This is a genomic window from Larkinella knui (genome assembly GCF_003858645.1).
GTDB lineage: Bacteria > Bacteroidota > Bacteroidia > Cytophagales > Spirosomataceae > Larkinella > Larkinella knui.
In genome coordinates, this window is sequence record NZ_RQJP01000005.1 from 124,251 (window position 1) to 141,876 (window position 17,626).

Annotated in this window: 18 protein-coding genes; 10 read left to right on the forward strand and 8 right to left on the reverse strand. The window is 53.0% G+C overall.

From position 1 onward, the window contains the following. Positions 1 to 74 precede the first annotated feature (74 nt). The 4 genes from EHT87_RS22885 to EHT87_RS22900 all read right to left on the reverse strand — a co-directional run bounded on the left by EHT87_RS22885 (position 75) and on the right by EHT87_RS22900 (position 3,729). Positions 75 to 671, reverse strand: coding sequence for a LutC/YkgG family protein (locus EHT87_RS22885; protein WP_124909008.1), 597 nt, complete (start codon positions 669 to 671; stop codon positions 75 to 77). Beyond that, positions 668 to 2,089: a lactate utilization protein B gene (locus EHT87_RS22890; protein WP_124909009.1), complete on the reverse strand. Its 1,422-nt coding sequence runs from the start codon at positions 2,087 to 2,089 to the stop codon at positions 668 to 670. The genes EHT87_RS22885 and EHT87_RS22890 overlap by 4 nt, the downstream gene beginning before the upstream one ends. Then, complete coding sequence (locus EHT87_RS22895; RefSeq protein ID WP_124909010.1) at positions 2,089 to 2,826, reverse strand: (Fe-S)-binding protein; 738 nt, start codon at positions 2,824 to 2,826, stop codon at positions 2,089 to 2,091. The genes EHT87_RS22890 and EHT87_RS22895 overlap by 1 nt, the downstream gene beginning before the upstream one ends. A gap of 123 nt (positions 2,827 to 2,949) precedes the next feature. Next, positions 2,950 to 3,729, reverse strand: a complete 780-nt coding sequence (locus EHT87_RS22900) for a metallophosphoesterase family protein (protein WP_124909011.1) — start codon at positions 3,727 to 3,729, stop codon at positions 2,950 to 2,952. 236 nt (positions 3,730 to 3,965) lie between these two features. On the opposite strand from EHT87_RS22900, the gene EHT87_RS22905 reads away from it, so the two are divergent. Continuing rightward, entirely contained in the window at positions 3,966 to 5,735 is a 1,770-nt protein-coding gene (locus EHT87_RS22905; protein ID WP_124909012.1) for an L-lactate permease, read from the forward strand. Between the two features lie 43 nt (positions 5,736 to 5,778). Here EHT87_RS22905 and nagA read toward each other — a convergent pair whose 3' ends face one another. The 3 genes from nagA to EHT87_RS22920 are packed head-to-tail and all read right to left on the reverse strand — an operon-like array spanning position 5,779 to position 8,295. Then, on the reverse strand, positions 5,779 to 6,921 hold the full coding sequence (gene nagA / locus EHT87_RS22910; protein WP_124909013.1) for an N-acetylglucosamine-6-phosphate deacetylase: 1,143 nt from the start codon (positions 6,919 to 6,921) through the stop codon (positions 5,779 to 5,781). An 18-nt stretch (positions 6,922 to 6,939) separates the two neighbouring features. Further along, on the reverse strand, positions 6,940 to 7,692 hold the full coding sequence (locus EHT87_RS22915) for a shikimate dehydrogenase family protein (protein ID WP_124909014.1): 753 nt from the start codon (positions 7,690 to 7,692) through the stop codon (positions 6,940 to 6,942). A gap of 54 nt (positions 7,693 to 7,746) precedes the next feature. Then, positions 7,747 to 8,295, reverse strand: a complete 549-nt coding sequence (locus EHT87_RS22920) for a hypothetical protein (protein ID WP_124909015.1) — start codon at positions 8,293 to 8,295, stop codon at positions 7,747 to 7,749. 161 nt (positions 8,296 to 8,456) lie between these two features. Between EHT87_RS22920 and EHT87_RS22925 the strand changes: the two genes are divergently transcribed. The 5 genes from EHT87_RS22925 (at position 8,457) to EHT87_RS22945 (ending at position 13,238) form a co-directional block, all read left to right on the forward strand. Further along, positions 8,457 to 9,662, forward strand: a complete 1,206-nt coding sequence (locus EHT87_RS22925) for a putative sugar nucleotidyl transferase (RefSeq protein ID WP_124909016.1) — start codon at positions 8,457 to 8,459, stop codon at positions 9,660 to 9,662. A gap of 57 nt (positions 9,663 to 9,719) precedes the next feature. Beyond that, positions 9,720 to 10,865 carry a DNA polymerase III subunit gene (locus EHT87_RS22930; protein ID WP_124909017.1) on the forward strand — a complete coding sequence of 382 codons (1,146 nt, stop codon included), beginning with the start codon at positions 9,720 to 9,722 and terminating at the stop codon, positions 10,863 to 10,865. Beyond that, a complete protein-coding gene (locus EHT87_RS22935) occupies positions 10,862 to 11,338 on the forward strand; it encodes an ATP-dependent zinc protease family protein (protein ID WP_124909018.1) in 477 nt (158 codons plus the stop codon). Before EHT87_RS22930 ends, EHT87_RS22935 begins: the two co-directional genes overlap by 4 nt. 64 nt (positions 11,339 to 11,402) lie before the next feature. Then, entirely contained in the window at positions 11,403 to 12,305 is a 903-nt protein-coding gene (rimK, locus tag EHT87_RS22940; RefSeq protein ID WP_124909019.1) for a 30S ribosomal protein S6--L-glutamate ligase, read from the forward strand. Between the two features lie 297 nt (positions 12,306 to 12,602). Then, positions 12,603 to 13,238, forward strand: a complete 636-nt coding sequence (locus EHT87_RS22945; protein WP_124909020.1) for a hypothetical protein — start codon at positions 12,603 to 12,605, stop codon at positions 13,236 to 13,238. A 305-nt stretch (positions 13,239 to 13,543) separates the two neighbouring features. Here the strand turns inward: EHT87_RS22945 and EHT87_RS22950 are convergent, their stop codons facing one another. After that, on the reverse strand, positions 13,544 to 14,086 hold the full coding sequence (locus tag EHT87_RS22950; protein ID WP_124909021.1) for an REP-associated tyrosine transposase: 543 nt from the start codon (positions 14,084 to 14,086) through the stop codon (positions 13,544 to 13,546). Between the two features lie 361 nt (positions 14,087 to 14,447). Here EHT87_RS22950 and hemC point away from each other — a divergent pair, with 361 nt between their 5' ends. From hemC to EHT87_RS22970, 4 genes are all read left to right on the forward strand, one after another. Further along, a complete protein-coding gene (gene hemC / locus EHT87_RS22955; protein WP_124909022.1) occupies positions 14,448 to 15,371 on the forward strand; it encodes a hydroxymethylbilane synthase in 924 nt (307 codons plus the stop codon). A 33-nt stretch (positions 15,372 to 15,404) separates the two neighbouring features. Next, positions 15,405 to 15,848: a GNAT family N-acetyltransferase gene (locus tag EHT87_RS22960; protein ID WP_124909023.1), complete on the forward strand. Its 444-nt coding sequence runs from the start codon at positions 15,405 to 15,407 to the stop codon at positions 15,846 to 15,848. Between the two features lie 73 nt (positions 15,849 to 15,921). Then, positions 15,922 to 16,614: a peptidylprolyl isomerase gene (locus EHT87_RS22965; protein ID WP_374756040.1), complete on the forward strand. Its 693-nt coding sequence runs from the start codon at positions 15,922 to 15,924 to the stop codon at positions 16,612 to 16,614. Between the two features lie 25 nt (positions 16,615 to 16,639). Further along, positions 16,640 to 17,539: an SDR family oxidoreductase gene (locus EHT87_RS22970; protein WP_124909025.1), complete on the forward strand. Its 900-nt coding sequence runs from the start codon at positions 16,640 to 16,642 to the stop codon at positions 17,537 to 17,539. The last annotated feature ends 87 nt before the right edge of the window (positions 17,540 to 17,626 follow it).

The window sequence follows — 17,626 nt, forward strand, 5'->3', positions numbered from 1 at the left end:
TTAATTTAAGGGAACACGGATCGAGCGGATTAAACGGATTTTCGCAGATAAAATTAGAATCCGTTCTGATCCGCTCAATCCGTGTTCCGATCCAAAATAAACACGCTCATCGTAATCGGTCCGTGGGCACCCATCACCAGCGCCTGCTCGATATCCGCCGTTTTGGAGGGCCCGCCGATGAACGCGCCAAACCCGTAGTCGCCCACGCCGATTTGCGCATACGCTTCGTGCAGCGTCGGAACGATGGTTTCGGCCCGGACCACTACCGCCAGATGTTGGCAGATGTACGGAATGATGCGCTGGCCCATGCGTTGCTCCGGGAGCCAGACCGCTCCGTTTTCGGCAACCGCCAGTTGGGCTTCAAGTACCGCCAGCTCCACATCGTTGAACGTGCGCGGATCGGCGGTTTTGGAAAGAAGATCAAACGGTTCGCCCAGGTCCGGCAGTGTGGTTACCAGCCGTTTCGTGGAATCAAAATTCTCCAGCAGCCGGGCGTTCACCGCGGCCAGATTGTCAACGACAAAAACGCTACCGCCGATGCTGGTAAAAACCGCCTGATAGGTGGAAGCGAGGTCCTGCCGGTTGCCCTTGAAAAAAGACAGGTCGGGCAACGGACTGGCGGGCGGCTGGTTTTTCAAAACGGCGGCCAGTATGCTTTCCCGAGTGCTCATGCTGGTTTTCTGGTTAAGGGCAATTCCGACTTTTCAGCGCCATTTTCGCGCTGGTTTTTGGCATACCATTCCCCGAAAGATTCCTTCGGCCCGTCCGGCATTTCGCGCTGTTTGTACCACGGATTGAACTTGTTATTAATGGCAAACGGGATGTTGTTCAACACCCACCGCCCGGCCCTTCCGATGGTCGAATACGAACCGGGCGACGATAAGGTCCAGGCCATCGCTTTCATGCCCAAAACCTTGGTATTGGCTGCGTAACCCTCCTGAACGATCACCTGCCGCCACTGGTACAACTGATCATGAATATTGATTTTTACCGGGCAGACATTGGAACAGGAACCGCAGAGCGTCGACGCAAAAGGCAGATCCGCGTGCTTCTTCATGTCCAGATTCGGGGCCAGAATCGCGCCAATCGGGCCGGAAATGGTGTTGTGATAACTCAGGCCACCACTTTTCCGGTAAACCGGGCAGGTGTTCATGCATGCACCGCATTTAATACATTTCAGGGAATCCCGGAAATCCGGCCGACCCAGCTGGCGGCTTCGGCCGAGATCGACCAGAATCAGATGCATCTCCTGACCCGCCCGCGGTTTTTTAAAATGACTGGAATAAATCGTGATCGGCTGGCCGGTTGCACTGCGGGCCAGTAACCGCAAAAAAATGCCGAGGTGCTGCTTTTTGGGAATGATCTTTTCAATCCCCATCGACGCAATCTGAATGTCTGACAAATGAGCGCCCATGTCGGCATTTCCCTCGTTGGTACAAACGACGTACTCCCCGGTTTCGGCCACGGCAAAATTAACGCCGGTCAGAGCCGCCCGGCGGCTGATGAAGGCATCGCGCAGGTGCCAGCGGGCAAACCGCGTCAGGGTGGTGGGGTCCGAAACGCCTTTTTCGGTGCCGAGGTGTTCGTGAAAAATCTCGCCGATTTCTTCCTTTCGTTTGTGAATGCACGGCAGCACAATGTGGCTGGGCGGTTCATTGTCCAGTTGCTGAATATATTCGCCCAGATCCGAGTTGATGACGTCGATGCCGCGTTCGATCAGGTATTCATTCAGGTGGCATTCTTCCGTGAGCATAGATTTGCTCTTGATCATCTGCGTGATTTCCCGGGCTTTCAGGATCGAATACACAATCCGGTTGTGCTCTTCCGCATCGGCGGCCCAATGAACCGTCACCCCGTTTTTGGTGAGATTGTCTTCAAATTGCAGCAAATAATCGTGCAGATTGGAAAGCACGTTGCTTTTAATGCGGGATGCCGCTTCGCGCAACTGTTCCCACTCGGGGATATTTTTGGCGGCCATATCCCGTTTTTGCCTAATCCACCAGAGTGCGCCGTCGTGCCAGTTGACGTGCTCTTCGTCCTGATTGAACGCTTCGGCCAGAGCGGCATGATCTTTCGTTCCTCTTTCCATCACAGGGTCGCGTTTAAAATTTCAGCAATGTGTACGGCTTTGACGGCGCTCCGGTTTCGGTGCAGGATGCCTTCCAGGTGCATGAGGCAGGAAAGGTCCACGGAGGTGATGTATTCGGCGCCGTTTTTCATGTGGTCGGTCACCCGGTCTTTTCCCATTTTGACCGATACGGCTTCTTCGGCCACGCAGAAGGTTCCGCCAAAACCGCAGCACTCGTCGGGGCGGTCCAAATCAACGAGTTCCAGGCCGTCGACCATGTTTAATAACTGCACCGGTTTGGAAAACGGCGCGGCATTCAGTTCGCTCATCTGCGCCAGATAAAGCCCCCGCAACCCGTGGCAACTCTGGTGGATGCCGACTTTGTGGGGAAACCGGGCCGTTAGCTGGTCGACTTTCAGTACATCCGTCAGAAACTCGACCAGTTCGTATACGTTCGAGCGCGTGCGATCCGCCAAAGCCGGGTTGTCGGGCGAATGCAGGTGTTGCTTGACGTGCAAAACGCAACTGGCCGACGGGGCCACGATGTAATCGAATTCGGAAAAATTTTCCAGAAAAAGACGGTTGCAGTCCTGCGTGAGGTGTTCAAAACCGGAGTTCGCCATCGGCTGTCCGCAGCAGGTCTGCCGGGGCGGATACACCACGTCGACCCCCAGTTTTTGCAGCAATTGCAGGGTGGCAATCGCGGCCTGGGGATAAAACTGGTTGACGTAACAGGGAATAAAAAGTCCGACAGTCATAAGGCAGGGGTTGTAGGAACGGGGTTGCTTAGACTCTTTTGATTCCTAAAGCACCGAAGCGAATCAATTTACTAAGCAACTGCGAATCAGATCAATTTGCCCCTTTCTGCGACGGATCATGGCTTATTCGACGGGCAGCGCCCTTGCCAGAAAATTGGCGTAAAAGTCCGGTATCGCGCTCTGCCGGATTCCGTCGATGGTATGTTCAACGGGGTATTCCACCCGAATAAGTTCATAGGTGATCGAGTCGGGGCCAAACCGTTCCCCAGCGCCTGACGTGGTGATGAGCAGGTAGGTGGCCAGTGGCTGCGCTTCTTTCGATCGGCCAACCGAACCGCAGTTAATGGCGGTTTTGGCCGGAAAACCGGGGCGGTTTGGAAGCGTCCGACGGTAGGACTGGTGCGTGTGTCCCATAATCAACACATCGGCCTTCTGGTCGTCCATCATCGCCATCAGATCATCGGGATCGTGGTTTTCGTAAATGTACTCGTCGATGGACCGGGGGCTGGCGTGGGTCAGGAGGACGGAAATTGAAGCATCGGGAAACGAAAAGTTCAGGCGGAACTGACGCGGCAGGCTCGCCAGAAACGCCTTGTTTTCCGGCGTAATCTGCTGGCGGGTGTAGTCGATGGCGGCAACGCGGGCGCTGGTTTCGGCTGCGCTGTGTTTCAATAACGGAACAAGCGGCAGATCGAAAGCAATTCGCTCGTCGTGGTTTCCCATGAGGGTCGGAATGCGGTTTTGCCGGATCAGGTCGACGACTTCGTTGGGCCAGGGCGCGAAATCGACCAGATCGCCCAGGCAGAAAAGCTGATCGGCCTGACGGTTTTCGATGTCGGACAAAACCGCCTGGAGGGCGGGCAGGTTGGCGTGAATATCGCTAATGACGGCGATTTTTAGCATCGTGGAAAGACCAAAGAAGCGTCAGTTGGTGCGGGCAAAGATAGCGGTTGGCGGGCTGGAAAAAGAAGTGAACCACGAAATCGGGCCGGGCTTGCGAAAAGGAGTAGTAAAAAGTTTCAGTTTTTGCTTTATCGCATTGATAGACCGGGCATTGATCGTTTGGTCGATAACGTATACTTTAGAGCGTCGTACCGATTCCCTCTTTGTTTTCCTAAACCTTAACGCGCGGATATGCCATGAAATGGACCCAGGTTATTGACCCCTTCCAGAACCTAACGTTGTCCGTACTCGTCGCGGCCATTCCCATTCTTTTCATCTTCTGGGCCTTGATCATCCGGAAAATGAAGGGCTATCAGGCCAGTTTACTCGCCACGGTTCTTGCCGCGGTGATTGCCATTTTTATCTACGGAATGCCGATAAAACTGGCGGTATTGTCCTTCGCACACGGGGCTTTGTATGGGTTGTTTCCCATCTGCTGGCTGGTGATCATGGCGGTTTTTCTGTTCAACCTGACCGTCAAAAGTGGCCAATTCGAGATCATCAAGCACTTTATGGCGTCCATCACTTCCGACCGGCGGTTGCAGGCGCTGCTCATCGCGTTTTCGTTTGGCTCTTTTCTGGAAGGTACGGCGGGCTTTGGCGCACCGGTAGCCATTACGGCCGCCATGCTGGTCGGGCTGGGCTTCAATCCGCTCTATGCGTCGGGGATCTGCCTGATTGCCAATACCGCTCCGGTGGCGTTTGGCTCCATCGGAATTCCCATTACCGTGGCCTCGCAGGTGTCGGGCATTCCGGAACTGCCGATTTCCCAGATGGTGGGCCGTACGCTGCCGATTTTGTCCGTCATTTTGCCTTTTTACCTCGTAACGATCATTGCCGGTTTCAAAAAGGCGAAGGATGTTCTGCCCGCGGTGATGGTCTCCGGCCTCTCGTTCGCCTTTCTGCAATGGTTTTCGTCCAATTACCTCGGTCCGTCGCTGCCCGACGTAATTGCCGGTCTGGGCTCGATTATCTGCCTGATGGGTTTCCTGCGCTTCTGGAAACCGAAAACCGTCTGGCGGTTTGCCAACGAACCGGCCCCCACGTTCAATACCGACGTGTCGTATACCGGTGGGCAGATGTTGCGGGCGTGGTCGCCGTTTCTCGTGCTGACCATCATGGTCATTGCCTGGGGCTTACAGCCGATCAAAGAGGTGCTTAACTCGGTGGGAATGATCCAGTTCGAAATACCGGGCCTTCACAATACCATCCAGGACGCCAACGGTCTTTTACTGGCTAAGATCTTTAAATTCAACTATTTGTCGGCGGCCGGAACCGCCATCCTGATCGCCAGTCTGGTGGTGATTCCCTTGATCGGGCTGACCTACCGGGAAGGTGCCGGTATTTTTGTCAGTACGCTGAACCAGCTAAAATTCCCGGTGCTCACCATCGCTGCGGTATTGGGATTCGCCTACATTGTGAATGATTCGGGCATTACGCTGACTCTGGCGGCTGTTCTGGCGAATACCGGTTTTTTATTCCCGTTTTTTGCGCCGGTTCTGGGTTGGCTGGGCGTGTTCATTACCGGCTCCGATACGTCGGCCAATGCCCTGTTTAGTAAACTTCAATACGCTACCGCTCAGTCGATTGGCGTCGATCCGGTGGTGACAGTGGCCGCCAACGTGTCGGGCGGAGTGGTGGGGAAAATGATCTCTCCGCAGTCCATCGCAGTGGCCGCAGCGGCCGGCGATTTGGTCGGGAAAGAATCGGAATTGTTTCGCTTTACGGTCAAGCACAGTTTTATCATGCTGACGGTCATCTGTTTCCTAACGCTGGCGCAGGCTTACGTGTTCAAAGGAATTATCCCGATCTATGAAATGCTAAACAGTCAGAAAACCGTTGTCGTGCCTGACGCATCGCGCGGGTATGTGTATCTGGCGGGCCTGGCTCTGCTCCTGATCGGTCTGGCTGCAACGATTTTGACCCTCGCTAAAAAGAAAACCCAAAGACCGACCCTGGCCAATTGAAAATGTACAAACAGCCGGGAAAAAGGAACCGGTGCGTTCGGTATTAAACGAAGCGGCCGGTGGCCATGACCCGGGAAACCGTCAGGTCTTCCGTTAAAACCGCCAGATTGGCCACAAAACCGGGCTGGATTTTCCCCAACGAATCCCCAAAGCCGATGATTTCGGCCGGAACCGTTGACGCCATCCGAAAAGCTTCGGCGGGTTCCAGACCCACGTGCCGGATGCAATTCTGAACGGCATTCAGCAACGTGATCGATGAACCGGCCAGGTTGCCTGCCGGGTTGGTATACCGCCCGTTTTCGTAGTGAAGAACAAAATCCTCAAAAGCGTACGCAGGCTGGGGCGGATTGGCAAAAATGGCGTCCGAAATCAGAAATAACCGTTCGCCCAGCAAGCGTTTGGCAATCCGGATGGTCGCCCAGTCGCAGTGAAAACCGTCGGCTACGATGCTGGCGCGCACCGTTGGATGGTCAAAAACCGCCCCGACCACACCCGGTTCGCGGCTTTCAAACGGACGCATGGCGTTATAAAGGTGCGTTGCCAGCGTAATTCCGTGGTTAAACGCGTCGGTAGCTTCCCGGTACGTCGCGTCGCTGTGACCCAAAGAAAGCAGCGTAGAAGAAGAGCGGGTTTGCCCGATCAATTGAGAAAGTTGCTCCGGACTAAAAATTTCGGGGGCAATGGTCAGCATCCGGATGCTGTCGCGGCCTTTTTCCAGCAGTTCGGCCAGTTCGGCATCCGTAGGCAAACGAACGTAATTGGCACTGTGCGCGCCCCGCTTTACGGTATTGATATACGGTCCTTCCACATGCAGCCCCAGCACCCCGTTCGGGTTTGTTTGCCGTACGAGACGGATCGCTTCAATGGCTTTCAGAATGGTTTCCGGCGAGGTGGAATACAGCGTGGGCAGAACCGATGTCGTCCCGTTTTTCAGATGCGTTTCGTAAATGTGCGCGACGGTTTCGGCGGTGGGCGATGCGTTCAGAAAGAAGTCGGAGCCGCCGTACAACTGCAGATCGACAAAACCGGGGATGAGCCATTGCCCCTGCAAGTCGATGGCGTCAGGCTCATCGATTATGCCGGCGACCAGTTCCTGAATCAATCCGTTCGAAATCCGTACCGAGGCCCCCGCCAAAACGGCATTTCCGGTGAAAACCGTCGCATTTGTGAAGGTAAGTTCCTGCATGACCGGGATGTTTGTTGACTACAGATTCCAGATTTCCCAGGCTTTTTCGGCTTGCAGATAAAGCATTGGCAAGCCGTTGTGCGTAGCGGCCCCGTGGGCGCGGCCCTGTTGCAGAAACCGGGTTTCCGCCGGGTTGTAGACCAGATCGTACAGCAAATGACGGTGGTTCAACATGCCATAGGGAAGGGCCGGGCTAGCCTCTACATTCGGATAGGTGCCAACGGGGGAGGTGTTGATAATCAGGCGGTATTCATCCAGAATCTCCGGGCTGATGCTTTCGTATGCCAGGGCTTCGGCGGTTTGCTGCCGCGAAATGAGCCGGTACCGGATTTGCAGATCGCTCAGGGCGGTGGTCACGGCTTTGGCCGCTCCGCCGTTTCCGAGCACCAGCGCCTGCAGCGTTTCAGGCATCGTATCCAGCGACTTTAACCACGCTTCCAGCGACAACCGAAAGCCGTAATAATCCGTATTGTAGCCGATTTTTCGACCATCCGGCAAAATCCGGATCGTGTTGACCGCGCCGATGCGCCCCGCCGAAGCCGGGTCCAGTTCATCCAGAAACGGAACAATGGCTTGCTTGTGCGGAATCGTAACGTTCAGGCCAATCAGGCCGGGTGTTGAAGCGATCAAGTCGGGAAAAGCCGTCGGATCAGGCAGTTCGAACAGGTCGTAGCGACTGTCGGCAATGCCTTCTTTTTCAAACTTTTCCGTAAAATATTTCTGGGAAAACGAGTGGGTCAGCGGATACCCAATCAGGCCGTAGCGGTGCATAAAAAGGGATAAATCGGTTGCCCAAAGCTACGACCAAAACCGATAAAAAACCGACTAAATTGCACCGTTGACGACCACTGAAAAAAAAGCATCCCGAATCCGGATGGTATCGGATTGTGATCGGCTGGTTACATCGCTTTCGGGGTCGATCACGAATGTCGCATTCAGATGCCCTTCCACCGTGCGGCTGGTGGGGTTGTAGGTGTCGATGGTTACTTCATTTTTTTCGGTTTTCGAGCCATACAAATTGTAGCGATCGCCGGTTGTTTTGTCGCCAATGCGGGTATAAATCCAGGCCGAAAGCGGGGTGCCGTTCAGATCGTTCCATTGAATGGGCCGCAGCGAATAGGTGCCGGGTTTGGCCGGCAGATGGTTGATGCTTAACCACTCGACCTCACCGTCTGTACGAAAAGTACCGCATTCTTCCACCATGACGTTGATGCTGTCACGACTGAAAAACGTAGCTGTTGAAGCCGCTGACCATTCCTGTTTATTCTTTAAAGCCATGAAATTGCCACAGTTAGGCAGTTGGGGAACGCCTATCTTTTTGTTGTCGCAATTCAGCATGGAGCCAATTAAAGCCAGTATAAGAATGTTTTTCATAAGTAGTATGGGTGGAAATAGGCAATTTCTAGATACACTGACCATTTAGAAGGGTCAATGGTTTAAAGCGGTACTTCAAAAAATTAAACTATTTGATAAAATTCAGTCTGCCACTTTCCCGATTAAACTCGGATATTTGCATTCTGACTGTCGAGTAGTTTATGACGAACCTGATTTTATTTGACGATCCGACCCTCCGCACAGCCCTCTTGCCCTTTACCTTTACCCGGCCTGTGAGTGAAATTCGGATCGGCATCTGCACCATTACTGAAAAATGGGCCATGCGGCTCAAAACAACGCCTTCGTTTCTGACTGAGTTGTACTTGCAAATAAAGTATCCCTGTCGGACAGTTCGCGACAATTTTTTCGTAAACGGTGCAGTTTGTCCCACAAATGCCTTAATTAATGGGTTGAATGGATTAAAACCGGAGTCCGGATTGGTAACGCCGGATGGTTTGTTGCTGGCCTTTCGCACCGAAAAACCGCTGGAGTCATTTCCTTCGGCGGCTACTGCCGGGACACTCGATGTATTCGCAGAGCCATTGACTATTCTGAGAAGTCTGCCGGATATTTTTGTTCACAACGGCGATCAGATTCGGGCCGATTTCGAACTCCTGACGGCGGGCCGGACCTCGCAGCCCATCACCGACCCTTACACCCGGTGTTACGCGCCGGAAAACATTTTTGTGGAAGAAGGTGCGGTCATGCGGGCGGCCGTTCTGAACGCGGAGAACGGGCCGATTTATATTGGTAAAAATGCGCTGATTCAGGAAGGTGCCGTCATGCTCGGGCCTTTTGCGCTTTGTGATAACGCCACGGTCAACTGGGGCGGAAAAATGCGCAGCAATACCACCATAGGACCGTATTGCAAAGTAGGCGGTGAGGTCGGGAATTCGGTTTTTTTGGGCTACAGCAACAAGGGCCACGACGGTTTTCTGGGCAATTCGATCATTGGCGAGTGGTGTAATCTGGGAGCGAATACCAACAATTCCAACCTCAAAAATGATTACACCAACGTAAGCCTGTATAGCTATGCGACCAACCAGCTCGAAAATACCGGTCGGCTTTTTTGCGGGCTGATGATGGGCGATTACACCAAGGTTGGCATCAGCACCATGTTCAATACCGGTACGGTGGTGGGCGTAAATGTCAATGTGTTCGGAGCCGGTTTTCAACCCAAACACATCCCGTCGTTTTCGTGGGGCGGAGGAGCCGAAGGATTTACTAAATACCGGCTTGAAAAAGCCTTGCAGGTCGCCCGCGAAACCATCGGCCGCCGGGGACTGGCCTTTGACGATGCGGAGGAAGCTATTTTGCGGGAAGTACACCGGCAAACGGCCCTGAGCCCCCTGAAAGGTTTTTTTTAACTCCGGCTTCGGTCGGACGCCTGGTAGGCGAACGGCGCTTTACGATGTAAAAACACCATGCAATTCAGCGAAATTATCGGACATGAGGACACCAAGCGGGCGCTGATTCGGGCCGTTCAGACCAACCACCTGGCCCACGCCCAGCTTTTCGACGGTCCGCCGGGCAGCGCAAACCTGGCGCTGGCGCTGGCCTTTGCGACATTCATCAACTGCGAAAACCGGCAGGACTTTCCGGATGGTCTGGCCGACTCGTGCGGGCGGTGTGCTTCCTGCACAAAAATGAATAAACTGGTGCACCCGGATCTGTCGGTTATTTTTCCGGTGGCGGGCAGCAAAGTCACCAGCGAAACGTTTATGGCCGACTGGCGCAAGTTCATTGGTCAGCATCCGTATCGCGTGCTGGATGAGTGGCTGGCGGCCATCAGCATCAAACAGGGCAATATTCCGGTCGAGGAAGCGCGCGAGCTGATGGGCAAACTGTCGCTGAAAGCCTACGAAGGGGAATACAAAATCGTGCTGATCTGGTGTGCCGAAAACCTGCATACCGCAACGGCCAATGCGCTGCTGAAACTGCTGGAAGAACCGCCCGCCCAAACGCTTTTTCTGCTGGTGACCAACCAGTCCGATAAACTGCTGATTACGATTCTGTCGCGGACCCAGCGCGTGGCTGTGCAGGCTTTTACGGATGAGGAAGTGGCCACACATTTGCGCCAGCACCTGAATCTGCCCGAGAAACGCGCCCGGGAAGTAGCGTATCTGGCGGACGGAAATCTGTCGGAAGCCATCCGGTTGTCGGACGAAGAACCGGAGCAGAAAGACGGCGAACCGGGGTCGGACCGGCACGCGTGGTTTGCCGAGTGGATGCGGTTTTGTTATCGACAGGATCTGATCGCGCTGGTGAAGCAGGCGGATGTATTCGATGCGCTCGGGAAAGAAAAACAACGGGCTTTGCTGGACTACAGCCTGACCCTCTGCCGGGATTTGTTTTTGTGGAAACACGGCGTCAACGAGCTGTTGCGACTCCCCGCCGAAGAGCGTACGTTTGTGGAAAACTTCGGCAAAGTACTCGAATCCGAACACCTTGAACACATGGTTAGCAACCTGAACGAAGCGGTATACCACATCGAACGGAACGTCCGCGCCAAGATGGTCATGATGGATTTATCGCTCCTGTTCAGCAGCTTGATTCGCAACGGCAAATGAAAAAACCGACGCAGACGGCTTTGGCCGAACGCCCCAAAGAGATTATCGGTTTTGCGGACCGCGTGGATTTTCCGGATCTGGGCTGGACCGACATCGAAGCCAAAATCGACACCGGTGCTTATACGTCCGCCCTGCATTGTACGGATGTAAAACTGATCCCCAACGGCGACAGTTTTCGGTTGCGGTTTACGCTGATTGGCGAACGCGGCCAGAAAAAGAAGCAGTTTGTAACCGATTTATTTCAGTATAAAACCATCAAAAATTCATTCGGTCAATCCGAAAAGCGGTTCGTTATCAAAACCCGCGTTCTGATTATGGGACGACTCATCCGGGCCGAATTTTCGCTGGCAAACCGCGGAACCATGCGTTTCCCGGTCTTGCTGGGCCGCAAACTATTGCGGAACAAATTTGTTGTTGACGTATCACTGCAAAACGTTTCGTATCACCTAAAACAACGGACCCCGACCTCCTGATTTTAGCGGACCCGGGCCTGTTCTTCCCAGATTCTACACCAAACGACTTTCCTTATTTACGGATATGCGTATTGCTATTTTGTCTACCAATCCCGACTTGTATTCGACACGGCGGTTGGTGAAAGCTGCCGAGCAACACGGACACGAGCCGGTTGTGATCGACCATTTGCGGTGTCAGGTGATGATCGAAGGCGGAAAGCCGGAGGTGCTTTATAAAGGCCAGCCCCTGGAGCAAATCGACGCCATTGTGCCGCGTATCGGGGCTTCCGTCACCGATTACGGCTGTGCGGTGGTTCGTCAGTTCGAGATGATGAAGGTCTTTACAACCGCCCGTTCGCAGGCCATTACGCGGTCGCGCAATAAATTGCGGAGTTTGCAGGTGTTGTCGAAAGCGGGCGTGGGGTTGCCCAAAACCGTATTTGCCAAACATCCCAAAGACGTCGACCAGCTGATTACGCTGGTGGGCGGACCGCCGGTGGTCATCAAATTGCTCGAAGGCACGCAGGGAATGGGCGTTGTGCTGGCCGAAACCACCAAAGCCGCCAAATCGACGATTGAGGCTTTTTACGGATTGAAAGCCAATGTGTTGATTCAGGAATTCATTGCCGAAGCCAAAGGTGCCGACCTCCGGGCGTTTGTCGTGGGCGGGCGGGTGGTCGGGGCCATGAAACGCCAGGGCAAAGAGGGCGAATTTCGTTCCAACCTGCACCGGGGCGGCTCGGGTCAGGCCGTTACGCTCTCGGCCGACGAAGAATGGACGGCGATCAATGCCGCCAAAGCGCTGGGCCTGCGGGTTGCGGGCGTTGATATGCTCCAATCCCAACGGGGGCCGCTAGTGCTGGAAGTCAATTCGTCGCCGGGTCTGGAAGGCATCGAAAAAACGACCGGTATCGACATCGCCAGCCAGATCGTTGCGTTCATCGAAGAGAAGATTCCCACGGATGAAAATGATACGGTGGGGGTTTGAGGAAGATAAATGATACTCGTTGTCGCTCGCGTGTCGCGAGTGAGGTTTATTCAAAGGGCCTCGGGCCCGCGCCCGGTTTGTCGATAAGAAGTTTTCATTCCCGAAACTCATGGTTCGGGCCGGAGGCCCTTTGGATAAACTTCACTCGCGACACGCGAGCGACAACGGAGCTGTTAGTTTCCTGAGAAGTTTCATACCATGTAGATATTTCTTGGTTTTATAGTGCGGCTCTCTCTTTTAACTAGAAGCGTGTTAATTTTTAAATAATCTCAATCCGGTTCGCAATTTTCTCTATTTATGGTCCTAAAAAATGGTTGTAAAATCGTTGGTAGAGCACTATTTGGCCTTGGGTTACTCGCGTTGCTAAATACGTTTACGTATGCCCAGGATAAAGCTATGACGGCTAAAAAAGAGTACAATCGCTACTGGGTAAGTGCAGGCTTTTCGTTAGCTTATGGTGAAGTAGTTACGTCCCGATCGAATGTAACTACCGGAAATGACCAGAAGAAAATAGGTAAATACCCGGGGATTATGACATCAGCAAGTTTCCAACCTAAACGTGCTCTAAGTGTAATTTCAGGGCGTTATGTTATTAATGCTGAGTTATTTCAAGATGATTCTCCAGGAATAAAATGTTCGGAGTTAGGTGCCTTGTATGGCGTTAGACTTAACGGTTTCATCGTTTCGACGGGATTGAGTCGTGTTTGGGGTGTTGATCGAGGAAAAAAGCTAAGTGATCCAGACCCTCATGGAGTAATTTCGGGGGGTATGTATGAAAAGGTTACTTATGCGAAATTGGGTGTTCCCATTGAAGTAAGATATATTTTTCCGCTTCAATGGTGTAGTTTAGGGCTAACGGCATTCGGAAATATCAATGAAGGCCATTCCTTTGGAGGCATTACCTTTTCAATTTATGGGGGAAAAATGCAGTAGATTAACTATTTCTAGTTCGTGAGACTCCCCGTTATCGCTCGCGTATCGCGAGTGAGGTTTATCAAAAGGGCCTCCGGCCCGCGCCCGGTTTGTTGACAAGAATCTTTCATTCTAGAAGCTTATGGTTCGGGCCGGAGGCCCCTCGTTGTCGCTCGCGTGTCGCGAGTGATTTCTATTCAAAGGGCCTCCGGCCCGGTGTTGGTTATTGGGGTGTTGGTCATTAGCGGACAGGAAGGAACGGGCCGGAGGCCCTTTGAATAGAAATCACTCGCGACACGCGAGCGATAACGGAATAACGGAGGCTCCTAAAACGCGTCCAAGACACGCAAAGGCGATTCGGGACAGGCACTGCTAAAGATGTAATCCTGTGGCTCCGGCACAATACCTGCTTTGACGGGATTCATGTGAATATAATTCAGCTTCTGATCAATCATTTTGTTCGACCACAGCTGAACCGGGTGAGTTGTCTTCTGCCAGAACATTAACGCGCTATTTTGCTTTTCATATTTAGCGTAATACGTAAACAAGTGCATGAGCCAACTTTTACGGCTTTCTTCTGGGGACTCGTTTATCATTTTCAGTATCTTTTTTGCCGTGACACTTTTAAAATCCCGTAGCAATTCATTCAACAGCCCATGTTGCTTTTGACGACGCACAATGAGATGCAAGTGACTTGACATGATTACGTAAGCATAAATTTCGAGACCCCGGTTCTGCTGGCAAAACTGTAGATTTTTTACGATTTCGTAACTGTAAATGGATCGGGTAAAGATATCAACCCATCCCACTGTTGTCAATGTAATAAAGTACGGTGCGTCTTCAACAGTTGCTTTCAGGAATTCCGACATAGAGACCTTTTTAGTCAGTTTAGACTTTTATTCCCTTCAACAGTCACTTCCTCCGCTGTCACTTGCGTGTCCCAGTTGCTCCCGTTATTGCCCCGTTGTCGCTCGCGTGTCGCGAGTGAGGTTTATTCAAAGGGCCTCCGGCCCGGGGATGGGTTATTGGAGCGTTGGTCATTAGCGGACAGGAAGGAACGGGCCGGAGGCCCTTTGGATAAACCTCACTCGCGACACGCGAGCGATAACGGAATAACAGAACAATGGAGACAGGGAAGAATTCGCCTGCTGGTTCAACTTTTATCGTTAGCAGTCGACATTTTACCGGTATCATTCCGTTAACTTCCGTCACTTTGGTACATTTGCTACCATGAAAATAAGAATTGGAACGCGGAGTAGTAAGCTGGCGCTTTGGCAGGCCTATTACATTCAGGATCTGCTGAAAGCGGCTGAAGTCGAGTCGGAACTGGTCCTGATCGAAACCAAAGGCGACCAGATTCTGGATCGCTCGCTGGCAAAAATCGGCAGCAAAGGCGTTTTTACGCAGGAACTGGAAGATCAACTCCGCGTCGGAGCCATCGACATTGCCGTTCATAGTGCCAAAGATTTGCAGTCGTCGCTCCCCGCCGACCTGTCCATTATTGCCTTTACGGAGCGCGAACGGGTCAACGACGTGCTGGTGAGCCACGATAAAAGCCTGTCGTTGACGGGGAGCCGGGAGTTTGTCGTCGGCACCTCCTCGACACGCCGGGTGGCGATGTTGAAGCACTTTTGTCCGCACATTACTACCGTCGACATGCGCGGTAATCTGCAAACCCGGCTGCGGAAACTGGAAGAGGGTCAGTGCGACGCCTTGCTGCTGGCCTATGCGGGCGTTCACCGCATGGAGTACGACGACCTCATTGCCGAATACCTTCCGACGCAGGATTTTACCCCCGCGGTTGGTCAGGGAAGCGTGGCCATCGAAGCGGCTGCGACCTTACCCATCGACAAACTGAATACCGTCCGTCAGCTGACCAACCACGCGCCCACCGAAGCCTGTCTGAAAGCCGAACGGGCCTTTTTACGGCGGCTGGAAGGCGGGTGCAGCATCCCGGTTTTCGGGCTGGCCACCTTGCAGGACGACGAATTGACCTTGACCGGGGGCGTGGTAAGCCTGGACGGCAACGAACTGTTGCGGGAAGAATTTAGCGGCCCGATGAAAGACGCCGAACAGATTGGACATGATCTCGCCGAAAGCATTTTAGCCAAAGGCGGGGATGAAATTTTGCGGGCAGTTCGTCAAAACTTGTAACTTGTCGGCCCAAGCCCTCTGCCACCGTTTCCCATGATTAAAATTGCCCAAACCGAAGCTGATCTTCGCCGTTGTCTGCCCGCTCTGGTGACCTTGCGTCCGCATTTGACCGAAGAACAGGCACTGAATCAAATCATCCTGTTGCAGAAAGAGGATCGCTACGTCGTGGCATTCGTTGATACGTCGGATGAGAAACCGTCCGAAACCGTAGCCCCCGCGGCCATCGGCTACCGCTACATGAATCTGCTTTTCAGCGGAAAAACACTCTACATTGATGATCTGTCGACCCTGCCCGATCAGCGCGGGAAAGGCTACGCCAGCCAGTTGCTCGACTTTGTGATCGACGAAGCCCGCAAGGCCGGCTGTGTGGCCGTTACGCTCGATTCGGGCCAAAATCCGCAGCGGTATGATGCCCACCGGCTGTATTTGAACAAGCGGTTTAACATTGTCAGCCACCATTTTGCGTTGAAATTGTAGTTCCGATAAAAGAGAAGAAACCAGAGAAGTGAGAGCCATTAACACACTTACCATGCGGATTATTGTCCTGCTGATGTGCCTGTTCATAACCGGTTCGGTGCTGGGTAAAAAGCCTTCCAAACGAAAGGATTATCTGGTGACCATCAACACCGATTTTGGCGCCATGCGGGTGATTCTGTACAACCAGACACCCAAACACAAGGCCAATTTTATCAAACTGACCAGGGAGAAGTTTTACGACGGTTTGCTGTTTCACCGCATCATTCAGAATTTTATGATTCAGGGCGGTGACCCGGAATCCCGGACGGCCAAACCAGAGCAAATGCTGGGGAATGGTGACGTAAAGTATACGATCCCGGCGGAATTTGTCCCGGAATTATTTCACAAGAAAGGTGCCCTGGCCGCAGCCCGCGACAATAATCCCGAAAAAGCGTCGAGCGGTTGCCAGTTTTACGTAGTTCAGGGCCGGGTTTGGGACGATGAAACGTTCCAGAAACAGACCGAGCGCATTGCCCAGATGAAAGGACGCCAGCCGACCGATGCGCAAAAGCAGGTCTATAAAACGTTGGGCGGATCGCCCCATCTGGACGGGAATTACACGGTTTTTGGCGAGGTTATTGATGGGTTAGCCGTGGTGGACAGCATTGCCAAACAGCCCGCCAATCCGCTCAACCGCCCCCTGAAAGACCTTCGAATGACGGTTTCGGGCGAGTGGATGAAGAAGAAAAAGATTACCAAACAGTTTGGCTATTCGTATCCGAAATGACGATAGCTCCGCATTCCAACAAGTTATGAAAAAACGTATTCTTATCACCGGGTCCAACGGATTGCTCGGACAGAAATTGGTCGATTTGCTGACACAGAAGCCTGATGTTGAACTTATTGCCACAGCGCGTGGTGCCAATCGGTTACCGGAGTCCGACCGGTATTTGTACCAGCCTATGGACATCACCGACCGTCAGCAGGTGCTCGATGTGGTTGGGGAAGCCAAACCGGATGTGATTATCCACACCGCGGCCATGACCAATGTGGATCAGTGCGAGTCGGAGAAAGAAGCCTGCTGGGCACAGAATGTGAAAGCCGTTGAGTATCTGGTGGAAGCCTGCCGCAGTAACGATGTGTTTCTGCTGCACGTTTCGACGGATTTTATCTTCGACGGAGCCGCTGGACCTTACACCGAAGAGGCCGAAGCTAATCCAATCAGTTTCTACGGCTGGAGCAAATATGCCGCCGAAAAAGTCGTTATTCACTCGGGTATTCAGTGGGCCATTGCCCGGACGGTTCTGGTCTACGGCATTGCCCACGATATGAGCCGGAGTAACATTATTCTGTGGGTGAAAAAATCGCTGGAAGAAGGAAAGACGATCAAAGTTGTGACGGATCAATGGCGTACACCAACGCTGGCCGAAGATCTGGCGCTGGGCTGCTGGTTGATCGCCGATCAGGAAGCGGAGGGAATATATAACATTTCCGGGAAAGATTTTCTGAATCCCTACGAAATGGCCATCAAAACTGCCGACTACTTCCAGCTCGATAAGTCGCTGATTACGCAGGCCGATTCGTCGACGTTTTCGCAACCGGCGAAGCGCCCCCCGCGCACGGGTTTTGTGCTGGATAAACCGCGTCGCGTGTTGGGCTACGAACCCAAAAGCTTTGAAGAAGGCATCGCGGTTCTGGCCGCGCAGATTTAGATTCGGTTTATGGTGGACGTACCCACGGACTTTAGTCCGTGCACCACGTTTAGAACTTCTAAGTGTTCGTATAAAAAACACGGACTA

What these genes read in the sequence shown, in the direction of transcription:
- EHT87_RS22950 (WP_124909021.1), bottom strand. Translation starts at nt 14,086, where the DNA reads ATGTCGGAATTCCTGAAAGCAACTGTTGAAGACGCACCGTACTTTATT.
- EHT87_RS22915 (WP_124909014.1), bottom strand. Translation starts at nt 7,692, where the DNA reads ATGCACCGCTACGGCCTGATTGGGTATCCGCTGACCCACTCGTTTTCC.
- EHT87_RS22935 (WP_124909018.1), top strand. Translation starts at nt 10,862, where the DNA reads ATGAAAAAACCGACGCAGACGGCTTTGGCCGAACGCCCCAAAGAGATT.
- rimK (WP_124909019.1), top strand. Translation starts at nt 11,403, where the DNA reads ATGCGTATTGCTATTTTGTCTACCAATCCCGACTTGTATTCGACACGG.
- EHT87_RS22905 (WP_124909012.1), top strand. Translation starts at nt 3,966, where the DNA reads ATGAAATGGACCCAGGTTATTGACCCCTTCCAGAACCTAACGTTGTCC.
- EHT87_RS22895 (WP_124909010.1), bottom strand. Translation starts at nt 2,826, where the DNA reads ATGACTGTCGGACTTTTTATTCCCTGTTACGTCAACCAGTTTTATCCC.
- EHT87_RS22945 (WP_124909020.1), top strand. Translation starts at nt 12,603, where the DNA reads ATGGTCCTAAAAAATGGTTGTAAAATCGTTGGTAGAGCACTATTTGGC.
- EHT87_RS22920 (WP_124909015.1), bottom strand. Translation starts at nt 8,295, where the DNA reads ATGAAAAACATTCTTATACTGGCTTTAATTGGCTCCATGCTGAATTGC.
- EHT87_RS22965 (WP_374756040.1), top strand. Translation starts at nt 15,922, where the DNA reads ATGTGCCTGTTCATAACCGGTTCGGTGCTGGGTAAAAAGCCTTCCAAA.
- EHT87_RS22960 (WP_124909023.1), top strand. Translation starts at nt 15,405, where the DNA reads ATGATTAAAATTGCCCAAACCGAAGCTGATCTTCGCCGTTGTCTGCCC.
- EHT87_RS22925 (WP_124909016.1), top strand. Translation starts at nt 8,457, where the DNA reads ATGACGAACCTGATTTTATTTGACGATCCGACCCTCCGCACAGCCCTC.
- nagA (WP_124909013.1), bottom strand. Translation starts at nt 6,921, where the DNA reads ATGCAGGAACTTACCTTCACAAATGCGACGGTTTTCACCGGAAATGCC.
- EHT87_RS22900 (WP_124909011.1), bottom strand. Translation starts at nt 3,729, where the DNA reads ATGCTAAAAATCGCCGTCATTAGCGATATTCACGCCAACCTGCCCGCC.
- EHT87_RS22930 (WP_124909017.1), top strand. Translation starts at nt 9,720, where the DNA reads ATGCAATTCAGCGAAATTATCGGACATGAGGACACCAAGCGGGCGCTG.
- EHT87_RS22890 (WP_124909009.1), bottom strand. Translation starts at nt 2,089, where the DNA reads ATGGAAAGAGGAACGAAAGATCATGCCGCTCTGGCCGAAGCGTTCAAT.
- EHT87_RS22885 (WP_124909008.1), bottom strand. Translation starts at nt 671, where the DNA reads ATGAGCACTCGGGAAAGCATACTGGCCGCCGTTTTGAAAAACCAGCCG.
- hemC (WP_124909022.1), top strand. Translation starts at nt 14,448, where the DNA reads ATGAAAATAAGAATTGGAACGCGGAGTAGTAAGCTGGCGCTTTGGCAG.
- EHT87_RS22970 (WP_124909025.1), top strand. Translation starts at nt 16,640, where the DNA reads ATGAAAAAACGTATTCTTATCACCGGGTCCAACGGATTGCTCGGACAG.